This is a genomic window from Micromonospora sp. USAFONa4 (assembly GCF_057197825.1).
Map to the genome: position 1 here is coordinate 1,383,824 of NZ_CM170072.1, position 19,553 is coordinate 1,403,376.

Annotated in this window: 21 protein-coding genes; 5 read left to right on the forward strand and 16 right to left on the reverse strand. The window is 74.8% G+C overall.

Annotated features, from left to right (window positions below):
• Positions 1–106 precede the first annotated feature (106 nt).
• On the forward strand, positions 107–1,054 hold the full coding sequence (locus AC0OO9_RS05500) for a terpene synthase family protein (protein ID WP_484516059.1): 948 nt from the start codon (positions 107–109) through the stop codon (positions 1,052–1,054).
• A 138-nt stretch (positions 1,055–1,192) separates the two neighbouring features.
• A complete protein-coding gene (locus tag AC0OO9_RS05505; RefSeq protein ID WP_421452051.1) occupies positions 1,193–3,019 on the forward strand; it encodes an AMP-dependent synthetase/ligase in 1,827 nt (608 codons plus the stop codon).
• Positions 3,020–3,086: 67 nt separating this feature from the next.
• Here AC0OO9_RS05505 and AC0OO9_RS05510 read toward each other — a convergent pair whose 3' ends face one another.
• Positions 3,087–4,400 carry a low temperature requirement protein A gene (locus AC0OO9_RS05510; RefSeq protein ID WP_484516061.1) on the reverse strand — a complete coding sequence of 438 codons (1,314 nt, stop codon included), beginning with the start codon at positions 4,398–4,400 and terminating at the stop codon, positions 3,087–3,089.
• An 84-nt stretch (positions 4,401–4,484) separates the two neighbouring features.
• Positions 4,485–5,942 (reverse strand): MocR-like transcription factor YczR, encoded by a 1,458-nt coding sequence (gene yczR / locus AC0OO9_RS05515; protein ID WP_421452056.1) that lies wholly within the window; start codon positions 5,940–5,942, stop codon positions 4,485–4,487.
• A 58-nt stretch (positions 5,943–6,000) separates the two neighbouring features.
• Between yczR and yczE the strand changes: the two genes are divergently transcribed.
• Entirely contained in the window at positions 6,001–6,654 is a 654-nt protein-coding gene (gene yczE, locus AC0OO9_RS05520) for a membrane protein YczE (protein ID WP_484516063.1), read from the forward strand.
• Positions 6,655–6,709: 55 nt separating this feature from the next.
• Positions 6,710–7,171 carry a hypothetical protein gene (locus AC0OO9_RS05525; RefSeq protein ID WP_484516064.1) on the forward strand — a complete coding sequence of 154 codons (462 nt, stop codon included), beginning with the start codon at positions 6,710–6,712 and terminating at the stop codon, positions 7,169–7,171.
• 107 nt (positions 7,172–7,278) lie between these two features.
• Here AC0OO9_RS05525 and hisF read toward each other — a convergent pair whose 3' ends face one another.
• From hisF to hisD, 12 genes are all read right to left on the reverse strand, one after another.
• Positions 7,279–8,046 (reverse strand): imidazole glycerol phosphate synthase subunit HisF, encoded by a 768-nt coding sequence (gene hisF, locus AC0OO9_RS05530; protein WP_132236346.1) that lies wholly within the window; start codon positions 8,044–8,046, stop codon positions 7,279–7,281.
• Positions 8,047–8,179: 133 nt separating this feature from the next.
• Positions 8,180–9,181 carry an NADP-dependent oxidoreductase gene (locus tag AC0OO9_RS05535; RefSeq protein WP_484516066.1) on the reverse strand — a complete coding sequence of 334 codons (1,002 nt, stop codon included), beginning with the start codon at positions 9,179–9,181 and terminating at the stop codon, positions 8,180–8,182.
• A complete protein-coding gene (locus AC0OO9_RS05540) occupies positions 9,178–9,603 on the reverse strand; it encodes an organic hydroperoxide resistance protein (protein ID WP_101415131.1) in 426 nt (141 codons plus the stop codon). Before AC0OO9_RS05540 ends, AC0OO9_RS05535 begins: the two co-directional genes overlap by 4 nt.
• Before the next feature lie 5 nt (positions 9,604–9,608).
• Positions 9,609–10,052: a MarR family winged helix-turn-helix transcriptional regulator gene (locus tag AC0OO9_RS05545; RefSeq protein ID WP_151454278.1), complete on the reverse strand. Its 444-nt coding sequence runs from the start codon at positions 10,050–10,052 to the stop codon at positions 9,609–9,611.
• Between the two features lie 95 nt (positions 10,053–10,147).
• Positions 10,148–10,537 (reverse strand): RidA family protein, encoded by a 390-nt coding sequence (locus AC0OO9_RS05550; RefSeq protein WP_132236340.1) that lies wholly within the window; start codon positions 10,535–10,537, stop codon positions 10,148–10,150.
• Entirely contained in the window at positions 10,534–11,259 is a 726-nt protein-coding gene (gene priA / locus AC0OO9_RS05555) for a bifunctional 1-(5-phosphoribosyl)-5-((5-phosphoribosylamino)methylideneamino)imidazole-4-carboxamide isomerase/phosphoribosylanthranilate isomerase PriA (protein ID WP_151454280.1), read from the reverse strand. Before priA ends, AC0OO9_RS05550 begins: the two co-directional genes overlap by 4 nt.
• A gap of 17 nt (positions 11,260–11,276) precedes the next feature.
• On the reverse strand, positions 11,277–11,600 hold the full coding sequence (locus AC0OO9_RS05560) for a hypothetical protein (protein WP_484516068.1): 324 nt from the start codon (positions 11,598–11,600) through the stop codon (positions 11,277–11,279).
• A gap of 99 nt (positions 11,601–11,699) precedes the next feature.
• Positions 11,700–12,332, reverse strand: coding sequence for an imidazole glycerol phosphate synthase subunit HisH (gene hisH / locus AC0OO9_RS05565; protein ID WP_484516070.1), 633 nt, complete (start codon positions 12,330–12,332; stop codon positions 11,700–11,702).
• The gene (locus AC0OO9_RS05570) at positions 12,329–12,502 is read right to left on the reverse strand and encodes a hypothetical protein (protein ID WP_165947807.1); all 174 of its coding nucleotides are present in this window, start codon (positions 12,500–12,502) and stop codon (positions 12,329–12,331) included. The genes hisH and AC0OO9_RS05570 overlap by 4 nt, the downstream gene beginning before the upstream one ends.
• 171 nt (positions 12,503–12,673) lie before the next feature.
• Positions 12,674–13,285 (reverse strand): imidazoleglycerol-phosphate dehydratase HisB, encoded by a 612-nt coding sequence (hisB, locus tag AC0OO9_RS05575; RefSeq protein ID WP_132236332.1) that lies wholly within the window; start codon positions 13,283–13,285, stop codon positions 12,674–12,676.
• Positions 13,286–13,379: 94 nt separating this feature from the next.
• Positions 13,380–14,453 carry a histidinol-phosphate transaminase gene (locus AC0OO9_RS05580; protein ID WP_484516072.1) on the reverse strand — a complete coding sequence of 358 codons (1,074 nt, stop codon included), beginning with the start codon at positions 14,451–14,453 and terminating at the stop codon, positions 13,380–13,382.
• Positions 14,454–14,520: 67 nt separating this feature from the next.
• Complete coding sequence (gene hisD / locus AC0OO9_RS05585; protein WP_484516074.1) at positions 14,521–15,843, reverse strand: histidinol dehydrogenase; 1,323 nt, start codon at positions 15,841–15,843, stop codon at positions 14,521–14,523.
• A gap of 106 nt (positions 15,844–15,949) precedes the next feature.
• On the opposite strand from hisD, the gene AC0OO9_RS05590 reads away from it, so the two are divergent.
• The gene (locus AC0OO9_RS05590; RefSeq protein WP_484516075.1) at positions 15,950–16,654 is read left to right on the forward strand and encodes an LON peptidase substrate-binding domain-containing protein; all 705 of its coding nucleotides are present in this window, start codon (positions 15,950–15,952) and stop codon (positions 16,652–16,654) included.
• Here AC0OO9_RS05590 and AC0OO9_RS05595 read toward each other — a convergent pair.
• Both AC0OO9_RS05595 and AC0OO9_RS05600 read right to left on the reverse strand, forming a co-directional pair.
• The gene (locus tag AC0OO9_RS05595; protein ID WP_484516076.1) at positions 16,569–17,558 is read right to left on the reverse strand and encodes a DUF2567 domain-containing protein; all 990 of its coding nucleotides are present in this window, start codon (positions 17,556–17,558) and stop codon (positions 16,569–16,571) included. The genes AC0OO9_RS05590 and AC0OO9_RS05595 overlap by 86 nt on opposite strands.
• Before the next feature lie 56 nt (positions 17,559–17,614).
• The gene (locus AC0OO9_RS05600) at positions 17,615–19,405 is read right to left on the reverse strand and encodes an ATPase (RefSeq protein WP_484516077.1); all 1,791 of its coding nucleotides are present in this window, start codon (positions 19,403–19,405) and stop codon (positions 17,615–17,617) included.
• Between the last annotated feature and the right edge of the window lie 148 nt (positions 19,406–19,553).

The following is a 19,553-nucleotide window of genomic DNA, read 5'->3' on the forward strand; positions in this document are numbered from 1 at the left end:
CAGCGCGATCCGAAGGGGCGCCTGGGTCAGCGACAGTCACCGATTTCTGCTCCCGTACGCTGTCCCGCGCCGTCCCGCTGCGGGGCGGCGCGACAGGGGGGGCACCGTGCGGACCTTCGCGATCTCGGCGCTACGGGAACCCCCCTTTCCCGCGCGCCAGCACGACGCCACCGCACGGGTGGCGCGGGAGAGCATCGAGTGGGCGCTCGGCCACGGGCTGATCGGCGACGGGCCCCGGCTGCACCGGCTGCGTCGGGCCGACGCCGCCGGGCTGGCCGGGCGGGCCTGCCCGGAGGGCCCGGTGGAGGGGCTGCGGCTGCTCACCGACCTGATCTCCTGGCTGTTCGTGATGGACGACGCCTGCGACGAGGACGGCCTCGGCGACTCCCCCACCCGGCTGGCGCCGACCGTCGCCGCCCTGCTGGACGTGCTGGACGGCCACGGGGGACGGGTCGACGCGACCGTGGCCGGGCCGCTCGGCGAGGCGCTGGGCGAGCTGTGCCGGCGGGCCCACACCGCCGGCGGGCCCGTGGCGCTGCTGCGCTTCGTCGGCGAGGTGCGGGAATACCTGCTGGCGCTGCTCTGGGAGGCGGCGAACCGCGAGCACGGGCGGGCGCCGGGGCTGGCCGAGTACGTGCAGATGCGCCGGCACACCGGAGGGGTCCACCCCAGCTTCACCCTCACGGAGCTGGCCACCGGGGCGCTGCCGGGCGCGAGCCAGCGCGCTGAGCCTTCGCTGGTCGCGCTCGACCTGCTCGCCGCCGACCTGGTCTGCTGGTGCAACGACGTCTTCTCGTACGGCAAGGAGCACCTCGCGCAGCCGGACGTACACAACCTGGTCGCGGTGATCGCCGCGGGGCGGGCGGGCGGCGACCAGTCGTCGGCCCTGCGGGCGGCGGCCGACCGGTTCAACGAGGGGCTCTCGGCGTACCTGGCGACGGAGGCGGCGCTGCTCGCCACCGGCGACGACGGCCTGCGGCCGGCCCTCACCGCGCGGCGCAACTGGATCCGGGCCACCTACGACTGGTCGCTGGCGGCGGCCCGGTACGCCTGAGCCGGGCGTCCATCCTCCGAGACGTGGCCCAGCCGTGATCCACAGAACTAGCCGATCCCCGGGCGCAGGCAATACCCTTCGGTAACGAACGCCGACGTGACCGTGGTCACGTCTCCACCCCCGAAGGCGGCTACAGCGATGGCTCTCGATGTACCGTACCGTTCCATCCCCGACATGTTCCTCAAGCGCGTGGCGGCGTCCCCCGACCGCGACGCCTTCGCCCACCCGGCCCCCGACGACTCCGGGCCGGTCTGGCTGACCTGGGAGCAGATGGCCCGTCGCGCCAAGGCGGTCGCCGCCGGGCTGCACGGCCTCGGTGTCGGCCTGGAGGATCCGGTAGCGATCCTGGCGAACACCCGGCTCGACTGGGTGATCGCCGACCTCGGCATCATGTGCGCCGGTGGCGCGACCACCACCGTCTACCCCACCACGGAGCCCGACGACGCGACCTACATCATCGCCGACTCCGGCTCGCGGGTGCTGTTCGCCGAGAACCCGGCACAGGCCGCCAAGATCGCCGGCGCGAACCTGCCGGCGCTCACCCACGTCGTGCTCTTCGACGGCGCCGCCGACCCGGCCGCCGCCGTCCCCCAGCTCACCCTCGCCGAGCTGGAGGAGCAGGGCGCCCGCGCGCTGGCCGCCGAGCCCGACCTGATCGACATGCTGGTCGCCGGGATCGGCCCCGAGCACCTGGCCACGCTGATCTACACCTCCGGCACGACCGGGCGCCCGAAGGGCGTCGAGCTGCTGCACGGCGGCTGGTGCTGGGAGGGCGTGGCGCAGGTCGAGGTGGGGCTGCTCCGCGACGACGACCTGCAGTACCTCTGGCTCCCGCTGTCGCACTCGTTCGGCAAGACCCTGCTCTGCGGGGCGATCCACGTGGGCCTGCCGACGTACGTCGACGGACGGGTCGACAAGCTGGTCGAGCTGCTCTCGGTGATCCGGCCGACGCTGATGTGCGGCGCGCCCCGGGTCTTCGAGAAGGTCTACAACAAGGCGGTGACCACCGCGCAGGCCGGCGGCGGCGCGAAGGCGAAGATCTTCGGCTGGGGCGTCCGGGTCGGCAAGGAGAAGGTCGCCCTGGAGCAGGCCGGCCGGCCGCTCCCGACGGGGCTGAAGCTGAAGTACACGGTGGCCGAGAAGCTGGTGTTCAGCAAGCTCCAGGCCCGCCTCGGCGGCCGGATCCGGGTGCTCGTCTCCGGCGCCGCCCCGCTCAGCCCGGAGATCGCCACCTTCTTCGCCGCGGCGAACCTGCCGATCTCCGAGGGCTACGGCCTCACCGAGACCAGCGCCGGCAACTTCGTCAACCCGCCGGACGGGCTGCGGATCGGCACCGTCGGCAAGGCGATGGGCGACCTGGAGTGCCGGATCGACACCGACGGCGAGATCCTGGTGCGTGGCCGGCCGGTGATGCGCGGCTACCACAACCTGCCCGAGGAGACCGCCGCCGCGTTCACCGAGGACGGTTTCTTCCGCACCGGTGACATCGGCACCCTGGACTCCGACGGCTACCTGAGGATCACCGACCGGAAGAAGGACCTGGTCAAGACCTCCGGCGGCAAGTACATCGCGCCCTCGCACATCGAGGGGATGTTCAAGGCGACCTGCCCGTACACCTCCCAGGCGGTGGTGATCGGCCAGGCCCGCAACTACTGCACGATGCTGGTCACGCTGGACCCGGAGGCGATCAAGGGCTGGGCCGCCGGCACCCCGCTGGAGGGCCGCGACTACACGGAGATCGTCACCTCGCCGGAGGCGAAGGCCATGGTCGAGGGGTACGTGGCGGAGCTCAACGCCAAGCTCAACCGCTGGGAGACGATCAAGAAGGTCGCCATCCTGCCGCGCGACCTGACCATCGAGGACGGCGAGATCACCCCGTCGCTCAAGATCAAGCGCCGCGGCGTGGAGAGCAACTTCGCCGGCGAGATCGAGAAGATGTACGCGGGCACGCTGGCCGAGCTCTGAGCCCGCGACGTCGGCGGCCCCACCTTCCGTACGGGGTCGCCGACGTCGGACGGGCGGGAGCGCCGGCTCACAGGTGGTGGCCCCGCCACCGCGTCTGCTCGACCTCCGAGGCGAGCTGCTCCTCCAGCGCCACCTGCCGCACGCGCCGCCGCCGTGGGGCGTCGACGACCGTCTGCACCGCGACCGTCAGCACGGCGGCCACCGCCAGCATGGCCAGGGCCACCAGCTCCGGCAGTTGCGCGGCCACCGGGGTCAGCGCGACGAGGAGCACGACACCGCAGATCGTCGGCCAGCGCGCCGCGCCCAGCATCCGGCTCCCGAGCAGGATCAACGTGAGCAGGTAGAGCGCGACCCCGCCGAAGAGGGCCAGCATGTCGAAGCCGGGCAGCGGCACCCCCCAGCTCGGGGTCGCCGGGTCCGCGCCCTCGTGGATCAGTCCCTTGAGGCCGAGGGCGAACAGGATCACGCCCGTGATCAGCGGCAGGTGCAGGTAGGTGTACACGTCCCGGGCCAGCCCGGCGCGGGTGCGCCGCTCCCGGGTGCGGTGCAGCACCTGCTCCATCGCCAGGGCGAGGGTGTCGAAGTACGCCCACCACAGCGCCGCGACCACCGCGATGCCGAGGAGCGCCGCGACGATCACCGGCCAGGTCAACGGCAGGGTGGCGGTGGGGCCGGGCCCGAGCCCCAACGCGATGATCGACTCGCCGAGCGCCACCATGATGATCAGCGCGTGCCGTTCCGCCCAGTGCCCCGCCGAGAGCACCGTCCACCCCGCGCGGTGCTGGGCCAGGCCGGAACCGTACTCGACGCCGAGCGCGGCGAGCCACAACGCCAGCCGGAGCGTCATCTCGGCGCGGCCGTCGAGGATCCGCTGCGGCACCAGCGCGGCGGTCAGGATGAAGCCCGTCGCCAGCAGGAACGGCAGAGCCAGCACGGGCATCCGCCGGCGCACCTCCCGGTCGGAGCGTACGGCCCAGAGGAAGACCGACACCTGGGTCGCGCGGACCAGGAAGTAGCAGACGGCGAAGACCACCGGGCCGGGCAGCCCGCCGGGGCGGTCGACGAACGCCTTCGGCAGGCTCAGCGCGAGCACGAAGACGGCGGCGGAGATGACGAACCCGACCAGCGGCGCGATCCCCTGGTCGGTGCGGACCACGTTGCCGAGGGCGGCGAAGCCGCTCCAGCACCACCAGAGCAGGGCGAGGACCACCAGGAGCTGGACCAGTCCGCGGGGGGTCGGGTTGCTGGCCGTCACCGTGGTCACGTTGAGGAAGGCGAAGACGAAGACGAGGTCGTAGAAGAGCTCCAGGCGGGTGGTGCGGGAGCCGGGGGCGTTCGGCAGGATCCCGCGCGGCCACCGTATCCCCCGCGCGTCCCCCACCTGCGCAGTCTCCCAGCCCCGGGTGCCGCGCAGGCGCGATTCACCGACGGCGCCGCGACTTCCGGCCGGCACGCCGGCCCGTCCTCAGGCGATGACCGCCGGCTCCCGCCACTGCGACCGGCCGCCCCGGTCCAGGTCGTACCGGACGGCGGCGATGCGGCCGACCGCCTCGGCCAGGTCGGCGGCCGGCAGGGTGAACGGCAACCGCAGGAAGCGCTCCAACGTGCCATCCAGGCCGAACCGGGGACCGGGCGCCAGGCGTACGCCGACCTCCTCGGCGGCCCGGGCCAGCGCGCTGGAGATCGGCCCGTCGAGTTCGGCCCAGAGGGTCACCCCGCCGTGCGGGACGGTGACCCGCCACTCGGGCAGGCGCTGCGCGAGCGCCGCCAGCAGGGCGTCGCGCTGGGCGGTGAGCTGGGCCTGGCGTGCGGCGACGATGGCCGGCGCGTCGGCGAGCAGGTGGACCGCGACCAACTGGTCCAGGACCGGGCTGGCCATGTCGACGCCGACCCGGGCGGCGGCGAGCCGCTGCACCTGCGGGGCGGAGGCGCGCACCCAGCCGATCCGCAGGCCGCCCCAGAAGGGCTTGCTCATCCCGCCGATGCTGACCACCCGGGAGTGCCGGTCGAAGCTGGCGGTGGGCGGGGGCAGCACCGTCCCGTCCAGCGGCAGGTCCACGAAGGACTCGTCGACGACCAGGTCGGTGCCGACGGCGTGCGCGGTGGCCACCACCCGCTCGCGCAGCGCGGCCGGCATCAGGTGGCCGGTCGGGTTCTGGAAGTCCGGGATCAGGTACGCCAGCTTGGGCCGGGCCTGCCGGAGGGCGCCGAGCAGCAGGTCGGCGTCCCACCCGGGCTCCTCGACGGCCAGGCCGTGGGTGGTGATCCGGGCCCGGCGGGCGGCCAGCGCGGCCAGCGCGTTCGGATAGCTGGGCGCCTCGACCAGCACGTTGCCGCCGGGGGCGAGGGCCAGCCGGAGCACCAGGTCGAGGGCGTGCTGGGTGCCGTTGGTGACCATGATCTGGTCGGGCGAGGTGGGCAGGCCCCGGTCGGTGTACGCGCGGGCCACCGCCTCGCGCAGCTCGATGATCCCGGTCGGGTGGTAGCCGGCGCCGCCCAGGTAGCGGGGCAGGTCCTCGGCCGCCGCGCGGGCGGCCGGCAGCAGCTCGGGCGGCGCGGCGAGCGCGGCGACCCCGAGGTCGATCATGTCGCGGTCGTCCAGCGGGGTCCAGAGCCCGGTGCTCGCCACCCGGTGGGTGCCCGGGAGCATCGTCCAGCTGCCGGCACCACGCCGGCTGGCGAGGTGCCCGCTCTCGCGCAGCTCCCGGTACGCGGCCGTGACCGTGGTCCGGCTGATCTTCAGCGCCTCGGCCAGCTCCCGCTCGGCGGGCAGCCGCACGCCCAGCGGCAGCCGGCCGTCGGCGAGCAGGCCGCGTACGGCACCGGCCAGGGCGGCGTAGTCGGGGCTGCGCCGGCGGCCGGGAAGCGCATGCCACTGACCGAGGAGCCGGGCCAATTGGACACCCCGAACCTGACTCGTCATGGCCACTCCTCCCGGATTGGCTCTTACGCTGCGCCAATTGGCCTTTAGCGTGGCATGGGTGACACCGATTGGCAATCTCCGACATCGTCCCGCGCGGCGGCTCAGCCAGCTCTACGCGGGCCTCGTCCTCTACGGCGTCAGCATGGCCCTGATGATCAACTCGGAGCTGGGCCTGGACCCGTGGAACGTGTTCCACCAGGGCCTGTCCGAGCTGACCGGCCTCTCCATCGGCACCGTCACCATCGCGGTGGGCGTGCTGGTGCTGCTGCTCTGGATACCGCTGCGCCAGCGCCCTGGCCTCGGCACGGTCAGCAACGCGCTGGTGGTCGGGCTGGTGGTCGACGCGACACTCGCGCTGATGCCGGCCGGCGGGTCGCTGGGCGTACGGGCCGGGATGCTGGTCGCCGGCATCGTGGCCAACGGGGCGGCGACGGGTCTCTACCTCGGCACCCGCCTCGGACCCGGCCCCCGCGACGGCCTGATGACCGGCTACGTCGCCCGCCGGCCCGGCCGCTCGATCCGGCTCGTCCGCACCGTCATCGAGGTCACGGTGCTGGCGCTGGGCTGGCTGCTCGGCGGGACGGTGGGCGTCGGCACGATCGCCTACGCGCTGGGCATCGGCCCGCTGACCCAGGTCTTCCTGCCGCTGTTCACGGTCCCCGGGCCGCAGGACCCCGCCCCGGGCCCGGTCGCGCCGCTCCCCGCCACCTGACGCGACCCGGACGCCGGGTGTTCCCTTCGGACGCCACGCCCGGCAGAATCCTCGCATGGGGGAGAACGGATGGCGCTGGACCGATGCCTGGATCTTCGTCTCGGTGGTGATCGCCAGCGGTGCGGGTCGGCACCGCCGCGCGGCGACCAGCCGCCGCCCCGAGGGCGTACGCCTCGCCGACGTGCTCTCCACCGCCGACCATCTCAACCAGGCGATCCCCGAGCGGCACGAGGTGGAGGCGGCGGTCCGTCGCCTCGTCGGGGCCGGGCTGGTCAGCGTCACCGACGGCTGGTTCGGGATCACCGCCGACGGTGAGCGCCTCTGGCGCACCAGGCCGAGCGCCGGGCTGGCCACCACGGTGGACACCGTGCAGGGCGTCCTGGTCCGGCGACACGCCCCGGTCAGCGCCGACTGGCAGCTGGACGAGGCCGACCACGCCGCCGCCGTACAGGAGTACGTGGTGCGCTCGATCCCGGCGCCCCGGCGCTCCCCCGAGAACCGTTCCCGCCGCGACTGAGCGAACGCCGACGGGCCGGGCGGGCCGGAGGGACCGGACGATCACGCGGGCCGGAGGGACCGGACGGATCGCGCGGGCCGGAGGGACCGGACGGATCGCGCGGACGGTCAGCGGACGGGGTGCCCGGCCCCGCGCAGCGCGTCCTTGACCTCGGCGACGGTCAGCTCGCCGAAGTGGAAGACGCTGGCGGCGAGCACCGCGTCGGCGCCGGCGCCGATCGCCGGCGCGAAGTGCGCCACCTCGCCCGCGCCGCCGCTGGCCACCACCGGCACGTCCACCACCCGGCGCACCGCGCCGATGAGTTCGAGGTCGAAGCCGGCCTTGGTGCCGTCGGCGTCCATCGAGTTCAGCAGGATCTCGCCCGCGCCCAGCTCGGCGCCGCGCCGGGCCCACTCGACCGCGTCCAGCCCGGTGCCGCGCCGACCGCCGTGGGTGGTCACCTCGAAACCGCTGGGCGTGCCGCCGCCGGGCGAGCGCCGCACGTCGAGCGAGAGCACCAGCACCTGCCGGCCGAAGCGGTCGGCGATCTCGGCGATCAGCTCGGGGCGGGCGATGGCGGCGGTGTTCACCCCGACCTTGTCCGCGCCGGCGCGCAGCAGGGTGTCGACGTCGGCGACCTGCCGGACGCCACCGCCGACCGTCAGCGGGATGAAGACCGACTCCGCCGTGCGGCGGACCACGTCGAGCATGGTGCCCCGGTCGCTGGAGGAGGCGGTGACGTCGAGGAAGGTCAGCTCGTCCGCGCCGGCCCGGTCGTACGCCGCCGCCAGTTCCACCGGGTCGCCGGCGTCGCGCAGGTCGAGGAAGTTGACCCCCTTGACCACCCGACCGGCGTCCACGTCGAGACACGGGATGACCCGCACCGCCACCGTCATGCCGCGAGCCTATCCTTCCCGGCACCGGCGGTGACCGACCTGTGAGGCCGACCACCGCCGTCGCGGTGCGCCGCCACGCTCGGGTGGGGAAGGAGCCCTTCCTCTACCGCAGGCGTCAGGAAGGTGCCCTTCCTTACACCCGGACGAGCATCTTGCCCAGGTTCTCGCCGCGCAGCAGGCCGAGGAACGCCTCCGGGGCGTTCTCGATGCCGTCGACGACCGTCTCGTCGTACGAGACCCTGCCGTCGCGCAGCCAGCCGGCCATCTCGCGCACGAACTCGTCGCGCAGGTGGCCGTGGTCGCCGACCAGGAAGCCGCGCAGGGTGAGCCGCTTGCCGATGACCAGCGCCAGATTGCGCGGCGCGGCCGGGGGCTCGGTGTCGTTGTACTGCGCGATCATGCCGCAGATCGCGGCCCGGCCGTGCACCTTCATCGCGGAGATCGCCGCCTCCAGGTGGTCGCCGCCGACGTTGTCGAAGTAGACGTCGACGCCGTCCGGGGCGGCGGCCTTCAGCGAGTCGCGCACCGGCCCGTCGTGGTAGTCGAAGGTGGCGTCGAAGCCGAGCGCGCGCAGCCGCTCGACCTTGGCTGCCGAGCCCGCGCTGCCGACCACGCGCGCCGCGCCCCGCAGCTTGGCGATCTGGCCGACCAGGCTGCCCACCGCGCCGGCGGCGGCGGAGACGAAGACGGTCTCCCCCGCCTTCATCCCGGCGACGTCCAGCAGCCCGGCGTACGCGGTCAGGCCGGTCATGCCGAGCACGCTCAGGTAGGCGCTGACCGGGGCGAGGTCGGGGTCGACCTTCCGGGCGGCCCGCGCGTCGAGCAGCGCGTACTCGCGCCAGCCGAGGCCGTGCAGCACGGTGTCGCCGGGCTGGAGGCCCTCGGCCTCGCTGGCCACCACCTCGCCGACCGCCCCACCGTCCAGCGGGGCGTCGAGCGCGAACGGCGGCACGTAGGACCTCACGTCGTTCATCCGCCCCCGCATGTACGGGTCGACCGACACGTACTGGTTACGGACCACGATCTGCCCCGGCCCCGGGGTGGGCACCTCGGTCTCGACGAGCCGGAAGTTGTCGGCGGTCGGCCAGCCCTGCGGGCGGGAGGCCAGGTGGATCTCCCGGTTGCGGGTGCTCACAGCGCCTCGCGCACGGTGAGGGCGACCTCGACGTTGCCGCGGGTGGCGTTCGAGTACGGGCAGACCTGGTGGGCCTGCTCGACGACCTGCTCGGCGGCGGCCCGCTCGACGGCCGGGAGGTCGACCAGAAGGGTGACCGCCAGCCCGAAGCCGCCGCTGCCGTTGGCGCCGATGCCGACCTCGGCCTCGACGACCGAGCCCGAGACGTCGACCTTCGCCTTGCGGGCGACCAGACGCAGCGCCGAGTGGAAGCAGGCGGCGTAGCCGGCCGCGAAGAGCTGCTCGGGGTTGGCGGCGCCGCCGGCGCCACCCATCTCCTTCGGCACGGCCAGGTCGAGCTCGACGGTGCCGTCGGAGGTGCGGACGTGGCCGTCCCGACCGTCCCCGGTGGCCCGGGCGGACGCGGTGTAGAGCACCTGCATGGTGGTCACTGCTCCTTCTGTCGGTGGATCGTCTCGGTGACCCGGGTGAGGGTGTCGCGCAGGGCGACCAGCTCCGCCTCGGTGAGGCCCGTGGCGCGGGCGACCCGCAGCGGCACCTCGTCCATCCGGTGCCGCAGGGCCCGCCCGTCGCCGGTCAGGCCCACCTCCACCCGCCGCTCGTCGCGCGCCGACCGGGTCCGGACGACCAGCCCCGCCCCCTCCAGCCGCTTGAGCAGCGGGGAGAGCGTGCCGGAGTCCAGTCGCAGGGCAGCACCGAGCTCGGAGACCGTGGGGGCGTCGTCGCGCTCCCAGAGCACCAGCAGCACCAGGTACTGCGGGTAGGTCAGGCCGAACTCGTCGAGGACGGGCCGGTAGACGTCGGTGAGGGCGCGCGACGCGGCGTAGAGCGCGAAGCACACCTGCCGGCGCAGTACCAGATGGTCGGTCACCCGGGAACGGTAGCGCGCGATTAGATTGCGCGCAACCGATCAGGTCGCGCGCAGCGGCACGGCGGGCGGCACCGTCTCGGCGCGCTTCCCGGGGCTCAGCGCTCGCCGAGGTACGCCTCCAACTCCACCTCGACCAGATGGTCCGGGTCGAGCAGGCCGGCCACCACCACCATGGTTGCCGCCGGACGGACCGCGCCGAAGACCACGTTGTGCGCCCGGCCCACCTCGTCGGCGTACGTCCGGTCGGTGACGTACATCCGGGTCCGCACCACGTCCCCGGGCTCCGCGCCCACCTCGGCGAGCGCGTCCAGGCCGATCCGCAGGGCCTGGGCGGTCTGCGCCGCCGCGTCCCCGACGTGGGTGACCACGCCGTCCACCGTGGAGGTGCAGCCGGCCGTCCAGGCCAGGTCGCCGGCCCGGACGACCCGGCAGTAGCCGTACACCGACTCCCAGGGGCCGCCCGAGCCGAGCCGGGTGACGGTCACGCCGCCGCCAGGGTTTCCAGCGCCTGCGCCACGGTGAAGGCGCCCGCGTACAGCGCCTTGCCGGCGATCACGCCCTCCACCCCGATCGGCTCCAGGGTGGCCAGCGCCCGCAGGTCGTCCAGGGTGGAGACGCCGCCGGAGGCGATCACCGGGGCGTCGGTGCGGGCGCAGACCTCGCGCAGCAGGTCCAGGTTCGGCCCGCGCATGGTGCCGTCCTTGGTGATGTCGGTGACGACGTAACGCGCCGCGCCCGCCTTGTCCAGCCGCTCCAGCACCTCGAAGAGGTCGCCGCCGTCGCGCGTCCAGCCCCGGGCGGAGAGGGTACGGCCCCGCACGTCGAGCCCGATCGCCACCCGGTCGCCGTACTCCCCGCACACCCGGTCGCACCAGACCGGATCCTCCAGGGCGGCGGTGCCGATGTTCACCCGGGCGGCGCCGGTGCCGAGCGCGGCGTGCAGCGACTCGTCGTCGCGGATGCCGCCGGACAGCTCCACCTTCACGTCGAGCTGCCGCACCACCTCGGCCAGCAGGTGCGCGTTGGAGCCCCGGCCGAACGCGGCGTCGAGGTCGACCAGGTGGATCCACTCGGCGCCGTCCCGCTGCCAGGCGAGCGCGGCCTCCAACGGGTCGCCGTACGTCGTCTCGCTGCCGGCGGCTCCCTGCACGAGTCGGACGGCCTGGCCGTCGGCGACGTCCACGGCGGGCAACAGGGTGAGGCTCACGGTATTTCTCCTCGAAGTCAGGTGCGACGGTCCAGGGCGATCACCACGATCGCCGGCAGTACGAGCAGCAACAGCACGACCAGCGCGATGCGCAGCGCCAGGTCGTCGACGAGCGACCAGATCAGGACCATCGCCACCAGGGTCAGCAGCACGATGGCGGCCCGCTCGCCGCGACTGTGCCGGGGCAGCCGGCCCGTCCGCCCCCGGCGCAGCGACGGCGTCAACCGGCGGACCAGTGCCCGCCGCCGCGACCGCCGGGCGGTCCGCCGCTCGCGGACGGCCCGTTCCCGGGCGGCCACGGCCTCCCGGGCCGCCCGGCGCCGGGCCCGCTCCTTGCTCACGGCGTGTCCCGCCGGGGGCGCGGTCGTCCGGTTGGTCGTGGGCGCCCGACAGGGCGGCCGGCGGCGGGCCGGAGCGGGTCGGCCGCACCGGGCAGGCGCTCAGTCACCGGTGGGAAGCGTGGCGAGCCAGTTGCGCAGCAGCGCGGCACCGGTGTCGGCGGACTTCTCCGGGTGGAACTGCGCGGCGCAGAGCGGACCCCGCTCCACGGCCGCCACGAAGTCCGTCCCGTGGTGGGCGGTGGTGACCGTGGCGCCGGCCTCCGCCAGCGCGCCCGGGTCCCCGACCCCGTACGAGTGCACGAAGTAGAACCGGCTGTCGGCGGGCAGGCCGGCGAAGAGCACCGAACCCGCCGGCGCCGCGACCGTGTTCCAGCCCATGTGCGGCAGCCGGGGGGCGGCCAGCCTGGTCACCCCGCCGGGCAGCAGCCCGAGCCCCTTGGTCACCACCCCGTGCTCGTCGCCGTGCTCGAAGAGCACCTGCATGCCCACGCAGATGCCCAGCACCGGACGGCCGGCGGCGACGCGCTCGGCGATCACCGGGCCGGCACCGAGGGCCTCGATCCCGGTCATGCAGGCGGCGTACGCGCCCACACCCGGCACCACCAGGCCGTCCGCCTCGGCGGCGGCGGTCAGGTCGTCGGTCACCGTCACGTCCGCACCGGCGTGGGCCAGGGCCCGCTCGGCCGAGCGCAGGTTGCCCGACCCGTAGTCGAGCACCACCACCCGGCTCACGCGCCCTCCCCCGGCAGCAGCCACAGCACGCCGCCGACCGTGGCCAGCGCGGCGAGCAGCGCCGTGACGACCACCGCCCCACGCGGGGCGCCCTGCTTGTGCAGCGACCACGCCCCGCCGACCAGCACACCGGCCAGGATCAGCAGCAACGTCGGCAGCACCCCACCCATCAGGACCGCCTTCCGCTCGCGACTGCGGGACTCCGCTGCGCTGCGTTCCTCGCGCTCACAGGGCCAACCTTCCGCTCGCGACTGCGGGACTCCGCTTCGCTGCGTTCCTCGCGCTCACAGGACCGACCACGTTCGCGACTGCGGGACTCCGCTTCGCTGCGTTCCTCGCGCTCACAGGGCCCCCTTCGTGCTGGGGATCGCGCCCGCCGCACGCGGGTCGACGGCGGTGGCCTCGCGCAGCGCGCGGGAGACCGCCTTGAACTGGGCCTCCACCACGTGGTGGGCGTCCGGGTGACCGCCGGGGCGGGCCGCCCGCAGCACGTCCACGTGCAGGGTGATCCGGGCCGCCTGGCCGAAGGACTCCCAGATGTGCCGGGTCATGCTGGTCGGGTAGACCGGCCCGATGTACGGGGCCAGCACCGGCTCGTCGTGCACCACGTACGGGCGGCCGGAGAGGTCGACCGCTGCCCGGACGAGGACCTCGTCCATGGGGACGGTGGCCGAGCCGTACCGCCGGATGCCGGCCTTGTCCCCCAGCGCCTGGTCGAACGCGGCGCCCAGGGCGAGCGCGGTGTCCTCCATCGTGTGGTGGGCGTCGATCTCCAGGTCACCCACGGTGCGCACGGTCAGGTCGAAGCCGCCGTGCCGGGCGATCTGGTGCAGCATGTGGTCGTAGAAGCCGACGCCGGTGCCGATCTCGGCCCGGCCGGTGCCGTCGAGGTCGATCTCGACGAGAACCTTCGTCTCCTTGGTGATCCGCTCCACGCGGGCGGTCCGGCTCATTGCCTGCCTTTCGGTCGCGGCTGCGGGGCTCGCAAGCTCACTCCTCGCGCTCCCCATTGCCTGCCTTTCGGTCGCGACTGCGGGGCTCGCACGCTCACTGGATCTTCTCCGCGGCGGCGAGGAAGGCGTCGGTCTCGGCGGGGGTGCCGGCGGTGACCCGCAGCCAGCCGGGCAGGCCCACGTCGCGCACCAGCACGCCGGCGTCGAGCAGGGTGCGCCAGGCGGCGGCCTGGTCGCCCCCGACCTCGAACAGCACGAAGTTGGCGTCGCTGTCGGCCACCCGCACCCCCCGCTCGCGCAGCCGCGCCACGATCCGGTCCCGCTGCGCGCAGATCGCGGCCACCGTGTCGAGGAGGGCGTCGCGGTGCGCCAGCGCCGCCCGGGCCGCGGCCTGGGTGAGCGCCGAGAGGTGGTACGGCAGCCGGACCAGCTGCACCGCCGCCACCACCGCCGGGTCGGCGGCCAGGTAGCCCAGCCGGCCGCCGGCGAAGCCGAACGCCTTGCTCATCGTCCGGGTCACCACCAGCCGCGGGTGCCCGGGCAGCACCGCCAGGGCGCTGACCGTGCCGGGGCGGGCGAACTCGGCGTACGCCTCGTCGACGACCACCATGCCGGGCGCGGCGTCCAGCACCGCGGCGACCACCGCCGGGTCGAGGGCGGTGCCGGTGGGGTTGTTCGGCGAGCAGAGGAAGACCACGTCCGGGGCGTGCTCGCGGACCTGGGCGACCGCCTCGTCGGCGGTCAGCCCGAAGTCGACGCCGCGGCGGGCCGGCACCCACCGGGTGCCGGTGCCGAGCGCCAGCAGCGGGTGCATCGAGTACGCGGGAACGAAGCCGAGCGCGCTGCGCCCCGGGCCGCCGAACGCCTGGAGCAGCTGCTGCTGGATCTCGTTGGAGCCGTTGGCCGCCCACACCTGCTCGGCGGTGAGCCCGTGGCCCAGGTAGCCGGCCAGGTCGGCGCGCAGCGCCACGGCGTCGCGGTCCGGGTAGCGGTTGAGGTCGCGCAGCTCCGCCGCGAGGGCCTTGCCGATCGCGTCCACCACCGGCTCGGGCACCGGGTAGGAGTTCTCGTTGGTGTTCAGCCGCACGGGCACGTCGAGCTGCGGCGCCCCGTACGGCGACAGCCCGCGCAGGTCGTCGCGGATCGGCAGGTCGTCGAGGGTGGTCATGCCGCCACCTCGCTTCGCTCGGCGACGGCATCGGGGCTGAGCCTGCTGGTTCGCTCGCTGCGCTCGCTCACGCCAGCTCCCCCGGGAAGCGCACCTGGACGGCCCGGCCGTGCGCCGGCAGGTCCTCGACGTTGGCCAGGGTGACCACGTGCGGGGCCACCTCGCGCAGCGCCTGCTCGGAGTAGTCGACCAGGTGGATGCCGCGCAGGAAGGACTGCACCGACAGCCCGGAGGAGTGCCGGGCGCAGCCGCCGGTGGGCAGCACGTGGTTGGAGCCGGCGCAGTAGTCGCCGAGCGACACCGGCGACCAGGCGCCGACGAAGATCGCCCCTGCGTTGCGCACCCGCAGCGCCCACTCCCGGGCGTCCCGGGTCTGGATCTCCAGGTGCTCGGCCGCGTACGCGTCGACCACCCGCAGCCCGGCGTCGAGGTCGTCGACCAGGACGACGCCGCTCTGCTCGCCGGTGAGCGCGGTGGTGACCCGCTCGGCGTGCTTGGTGGCCGGCACCTGCCGGGCCAGCTCCCGCTCCACGGCCTCCACCAGCTCGACCGAGGGGGTGACCAGCACGCTGGCCGCGAGGGGGTCGTGCTCGGCCTGGCTGACCAGGTCGGCCGCGACGTGTGCCGGGTCGGCGGTGTCGTCGGCCAGGATGGCGATCTCGGTCGGGCCGGCCTCGGCGTCGATGCCGACGACGCCGCGCAGCAGCCGCTTGGCGGCGGTGACCCAGATGTTGCCCGGCCCGGTGATCATGTCGACCGGATCGCAGTGCGCGGCGCCCCCGGCGTCGACCGCCGCGCCGTACGCCAGCATCGCCACGGCCTGGGCGCCGCCCACGGCGTAGACCTCGTCGACACCGAGCAGGGCGCAGGCGGCGAGCACCCGGGCGTCGGGCAGGCCGCCGTTCTCCTTCTGCGGTGGGCTCGCCACCACCAGCGAACGCACCCCGGCCGCCTGGGCCGGCACCACGTTCATCACCACGGTCGACGGATACATCGCCAGGCCGCCGGGGACGTAGAGGCCGACCCGGTCGACCGGCACCCAGCGCTCGGTCACCGTGCCGCCCGGCACCACCTGGGTGGTGTGGTCGGTGCGGCGCTGGTCGGCGTGCACCTTGCGGGCCCGGGCGATGGACTCCAGCAGCGCGGCGCGCACCTCGGGAGCGAGGGTGCCCTCCGCCTCGGCGATCGCCTCGGCGGGCACCCGCAACACCTCGGGCGAGACCCCGTCGAAGCGCTCACTGGCCTCCCGGATCGCCGGGTAACCATGCTCCCGGACCGCCTCCACGAGGGGGCGGATCCGCTCGACGGCCACGGAGACGTCGAGTTGGGCACGGGGCAGCAGGCGGCGCGGGTCACGGACGCCGCCGCGCAGGTCGATCCGGTTCAACACCCTTGCGAGTCTAGGCGGCCCGCCCGGACGGCGACCGGCGCCGCCCGTACGCCGGGACGGTGAGCCGGGCCACGCCGTCGCGCCGGGATCGGGCTACGCTCGACGCGTGACTGCGCGGCTGCCGGTGTTTCCGCTCGGAATGGTCCTCTTTCCCGGTCTGGTGCTGCCGCTGCACATATTCGAGGAGCGCTACCGAGCCCTGGTCCGGCACCTGGTCGCGCTGCCCGAGGACGCCCCGCGCGAGTTCGGCGTGGTGGCCATCCGGGCCGGCTGGGAGGTCGCCCCGACCGGGCCGGACGGCAAGCCGCTGCCCGGTGGCGGCGACGTCACTCTGCACGAGGTGGGCTGCACCGCCGAGCTGCGGCAGGTCACCGAGCGCCCCGACGGTGGCTTCGACATCGTCACGGTGGGCAAGCGCAGGTTCCGCGTCACCGACGTCGACCGGGACACGGAGCCCTACCTGACCGCCGGCGTGGAGTGGCTGCCCGAGCCGGGCGGGCCCGACGAGGTCGCCGACCTGCTCGCCGCCCGGGTGATCTCGGTCTTCCGGCAGTACCTGGGCCTGATCCGGGCCGATCCCGAGGAGCTGTCCGAGCAGTTGCCGGAGGATCCGACGGTGCTGTCGCACCTGGTCGCCGCGACGGCCGTGCTGACCGTGGCCGACCGGCAGCGGCTGCTCGCCATCGACGACACCGCCGCCCGGCTCCGCGCCGAGCTGCGCCTGCTCAACCGTGAGGCGGCGCTGCTGCGCCAGGTGCGGGCGGTTCCGGTGCCGCTGACGGAGCTGGCGTCTCCGCCGACCCCCAACTGAGTCCGGGCACGCCGGGCGCGCGCTCCGGGCGCAACGACGGCCAGCGGGACCAGCCGGCCAGCAGGGTGTACGTCACGGCCGCGCCGAACGCGGGCAGCAGCAGGTTGCCGTGCGGCACCGGCAGCACGCCGAACACCCACTCGATCCCGCCGGCCCGCAGGTCGGCCGGCTTCTCGAAGGCCTGCCCGACGGGGGCGCTCTCCAGCAGCCGCTCGTAGCCGGCCAGCCCCGTGCGCCGGCCCACCTGCCAGGCGACCAGCGCCGCGCCGAAGGCGCCGAGCACACCGGCGAACAGGCCGACCGGTCCCCGGAGCCGGCGCAGCAGGAACCACAGCACGAGGGCGGTGAGCACCCCGAAGCCCAGCCCCAGCAGGCTGAACCAGCCGTCGGCGGCGATCGGCTGCTCCGGCTGCGGCTCGGCGTAGATCGCCCCCTCGGCGACCTTGATCACCGGCGTGTCCGGGGCGAGGGCGGCCCAGAGCAGCCCGAGCGGCACCCCCAGCACGGTCGTCGCGAGCGCCGTCAGCAGGGCGAGCCGCGCCGCCCGCCCGCGCGGCAGGTCCGGCTCCACGGGCACTGGCGGATAGCCGGCGGCGTACCCGAGGTCGGTGTTGCCCCCGACGTACCCCAGCGGCCCGTCGTGCGGCGGCGCGCCGGCCGGTGCCCGCCACGCGTCGCCGGTCGGGGCGTACGCCGGTGCGCCGGTCGTGGTCTGCCACGGCGCGTCGGTCGGGACGTGCGACCGTGTCGTACCCGCGTCGTACGACGGGGCAGGTTCCCGGGCGGCGTACGGGTCGGCGGGGCCGACGCGGGCCGACGGCTCGGGTTCCGCCCGGGCGGCCGGTGCCCCCGGCTCGTCGAGCCGGCGGCCGGGTCGGTCGGGTTCGGGGGTGTCCGCGCTCACCCGGTGATCCTCTCAGGCCCGTGGGCGCCGTGGGCCGTCGGTGGCGGCACACCCGCTCACCGGGCGAACGGCTCCAGCATCACCGAGGCGGCCTTCAGCCATGCCTGCCGGGTCTCCTGCTGGAGCTGGTGGTACTCGATCGAGGAGCCGGTCTCCAGCGCCGGGTCGTACGGCACCACGGCGACGGCCCGGGTACGGGTGGCGAAGTGCCGCTCCAGGTCGTCCTGCAACGGCGAGCGGCCCGGGGTGGGGCAGGAGATCAGGGTGACCGCGTTGTCGGCCAGCTCCCCCATCCCGACCTCGTGCAGCAGGTCCAGCATCCAGTCGGCGCTGAACGCGGCGTCCTCGCGGGGCACGGTGGTCACCACGAGCTGGTCCGCCGCCTGCATGACGGTGCGCCAGTTGGCGCTCTCCACGTTGTTGCCCGTGTCCACGCAGACCACGTCGTGGGTGCGCCGCAGCAACTCCAGCACCCGCCGGACGGTGAACTGGTCGAGCCGCTGGGCGAAGCGCGGGCTCTCCTCGCCGGCCAGCACGTCGTACGAGCCGTCGGAGGCGTGCCGCAGGTAGTCGTCCAGGTGCGCCAGCAGCTCGGGGCCCTCCTTGATCTCGACGTGCGCGAGATCGCCGACCAGGTGCCGGATGGTGCGGGCGTGCCGGGCGCTGCCGGCGCGCAGCCCGAGCGTGCCGCGCAGTTCGTTGTCGTCCCAGGCCAGCACGCCCCGCCCGCGTACGCTGCCGACGGTCGCCGCGGCCAGCACGGTGGCGGTGGTCTTGTGCACGCCGCCCTTCGGGTTGGCGAACGCGAGCACCCGGGGGGTGCCCAGGTCGCGGCGGAGCACCCCGACGGCGCGCTCCACCTCGTCCTCCGTGCCGCGCGGGCGCCACTCGACGCGCGCCGGGTAACCCCGCTCGGCGGGCGGCGGCGCGGCGAGCGGTGGCACGGCGAGCGGTGGCACGGCTGGCGGTGGCGCGACGGGCGGCGGCACAACGGGCGGTGGTGCGGCGGGTGGCGGCACCACCGGCGGCGGCGCGGCGGGCGGGGCCTGGTGGGCGCGCCGGGAGCGATAGCCGTTGTCGAGCACCGCGTAGCGCGACTCGACCGGGGGCGGCTCGTGCCGGTAGCCGTTGTCCAGCACCGCGTAGCGCGACTCGACCGGCCCCGGGCCCCGGCGCGGCTCGGTCTCGATGCGGGGCGGCGGGGGCTGGGCCGGCACGCGGTACGCCGGCTCGGCCGGATACCCCGGGTCCGCCCGGTAGGACGGCTCGATCGGGTCCGCCCGGTAGGCCGGCTCGATGGAGCCCGACCGGTAGGACGGCTCGACCGGATCCGCCCGGTAGGACGGCTCGATGGAGCCCGACCGGTGGGACGGCTCGACCGGATCAGACCGATAGGACGGCTCGACCGGATCAGACCGGTAGCTCGGCTCGGGCGGCTGTTCCGGCTCCACCCGGTAGGCGGGCTCCAGCGGGTCCACCCGGTAGGCCGGCTCCACCCGGTAGGTGGCCTCGGCCCGGTAGCCGGCGTCGACCGGACGGCCGTACTCCGCGCCGTACGGCGGAGGGCCGTCCGCGCCGTACGGCGGTGGGCCGGGCTCCGGCGCGTACGGCTCGGGGGCCCGCCCGATGGCCGGCACCCGCCCGGCGTAGCCGTTGCCCGACGAGCGGCGGGGCAGCGGCTCCGGCGGGAGGGGCGGCGGATCGGCATGTCGGTCGGCCTCGGCCTGCTCGGCCGTGCGGCTGCCGTGCCGGGCCCGGTCGAGCAGCGCCCGCCACCGCGGTGCTGGTTCGGCCGGCCGCCCCCAGCCGGTCTCGCTGCCCTCCACGGCTCGCCCTCCCAGCGCCATTGATGCCCGTCTGACAGGCTACGAACGAAACCCTATTCGGACCACACCCGTCTACGCACCTTCGGTTCTTCGTCCCGGTCACGGCACGGGCCCCCGTACGCCGTCGACGCCGGCGTACGGGGAGGTCGGCGGGACCGCCGGCGGCGAC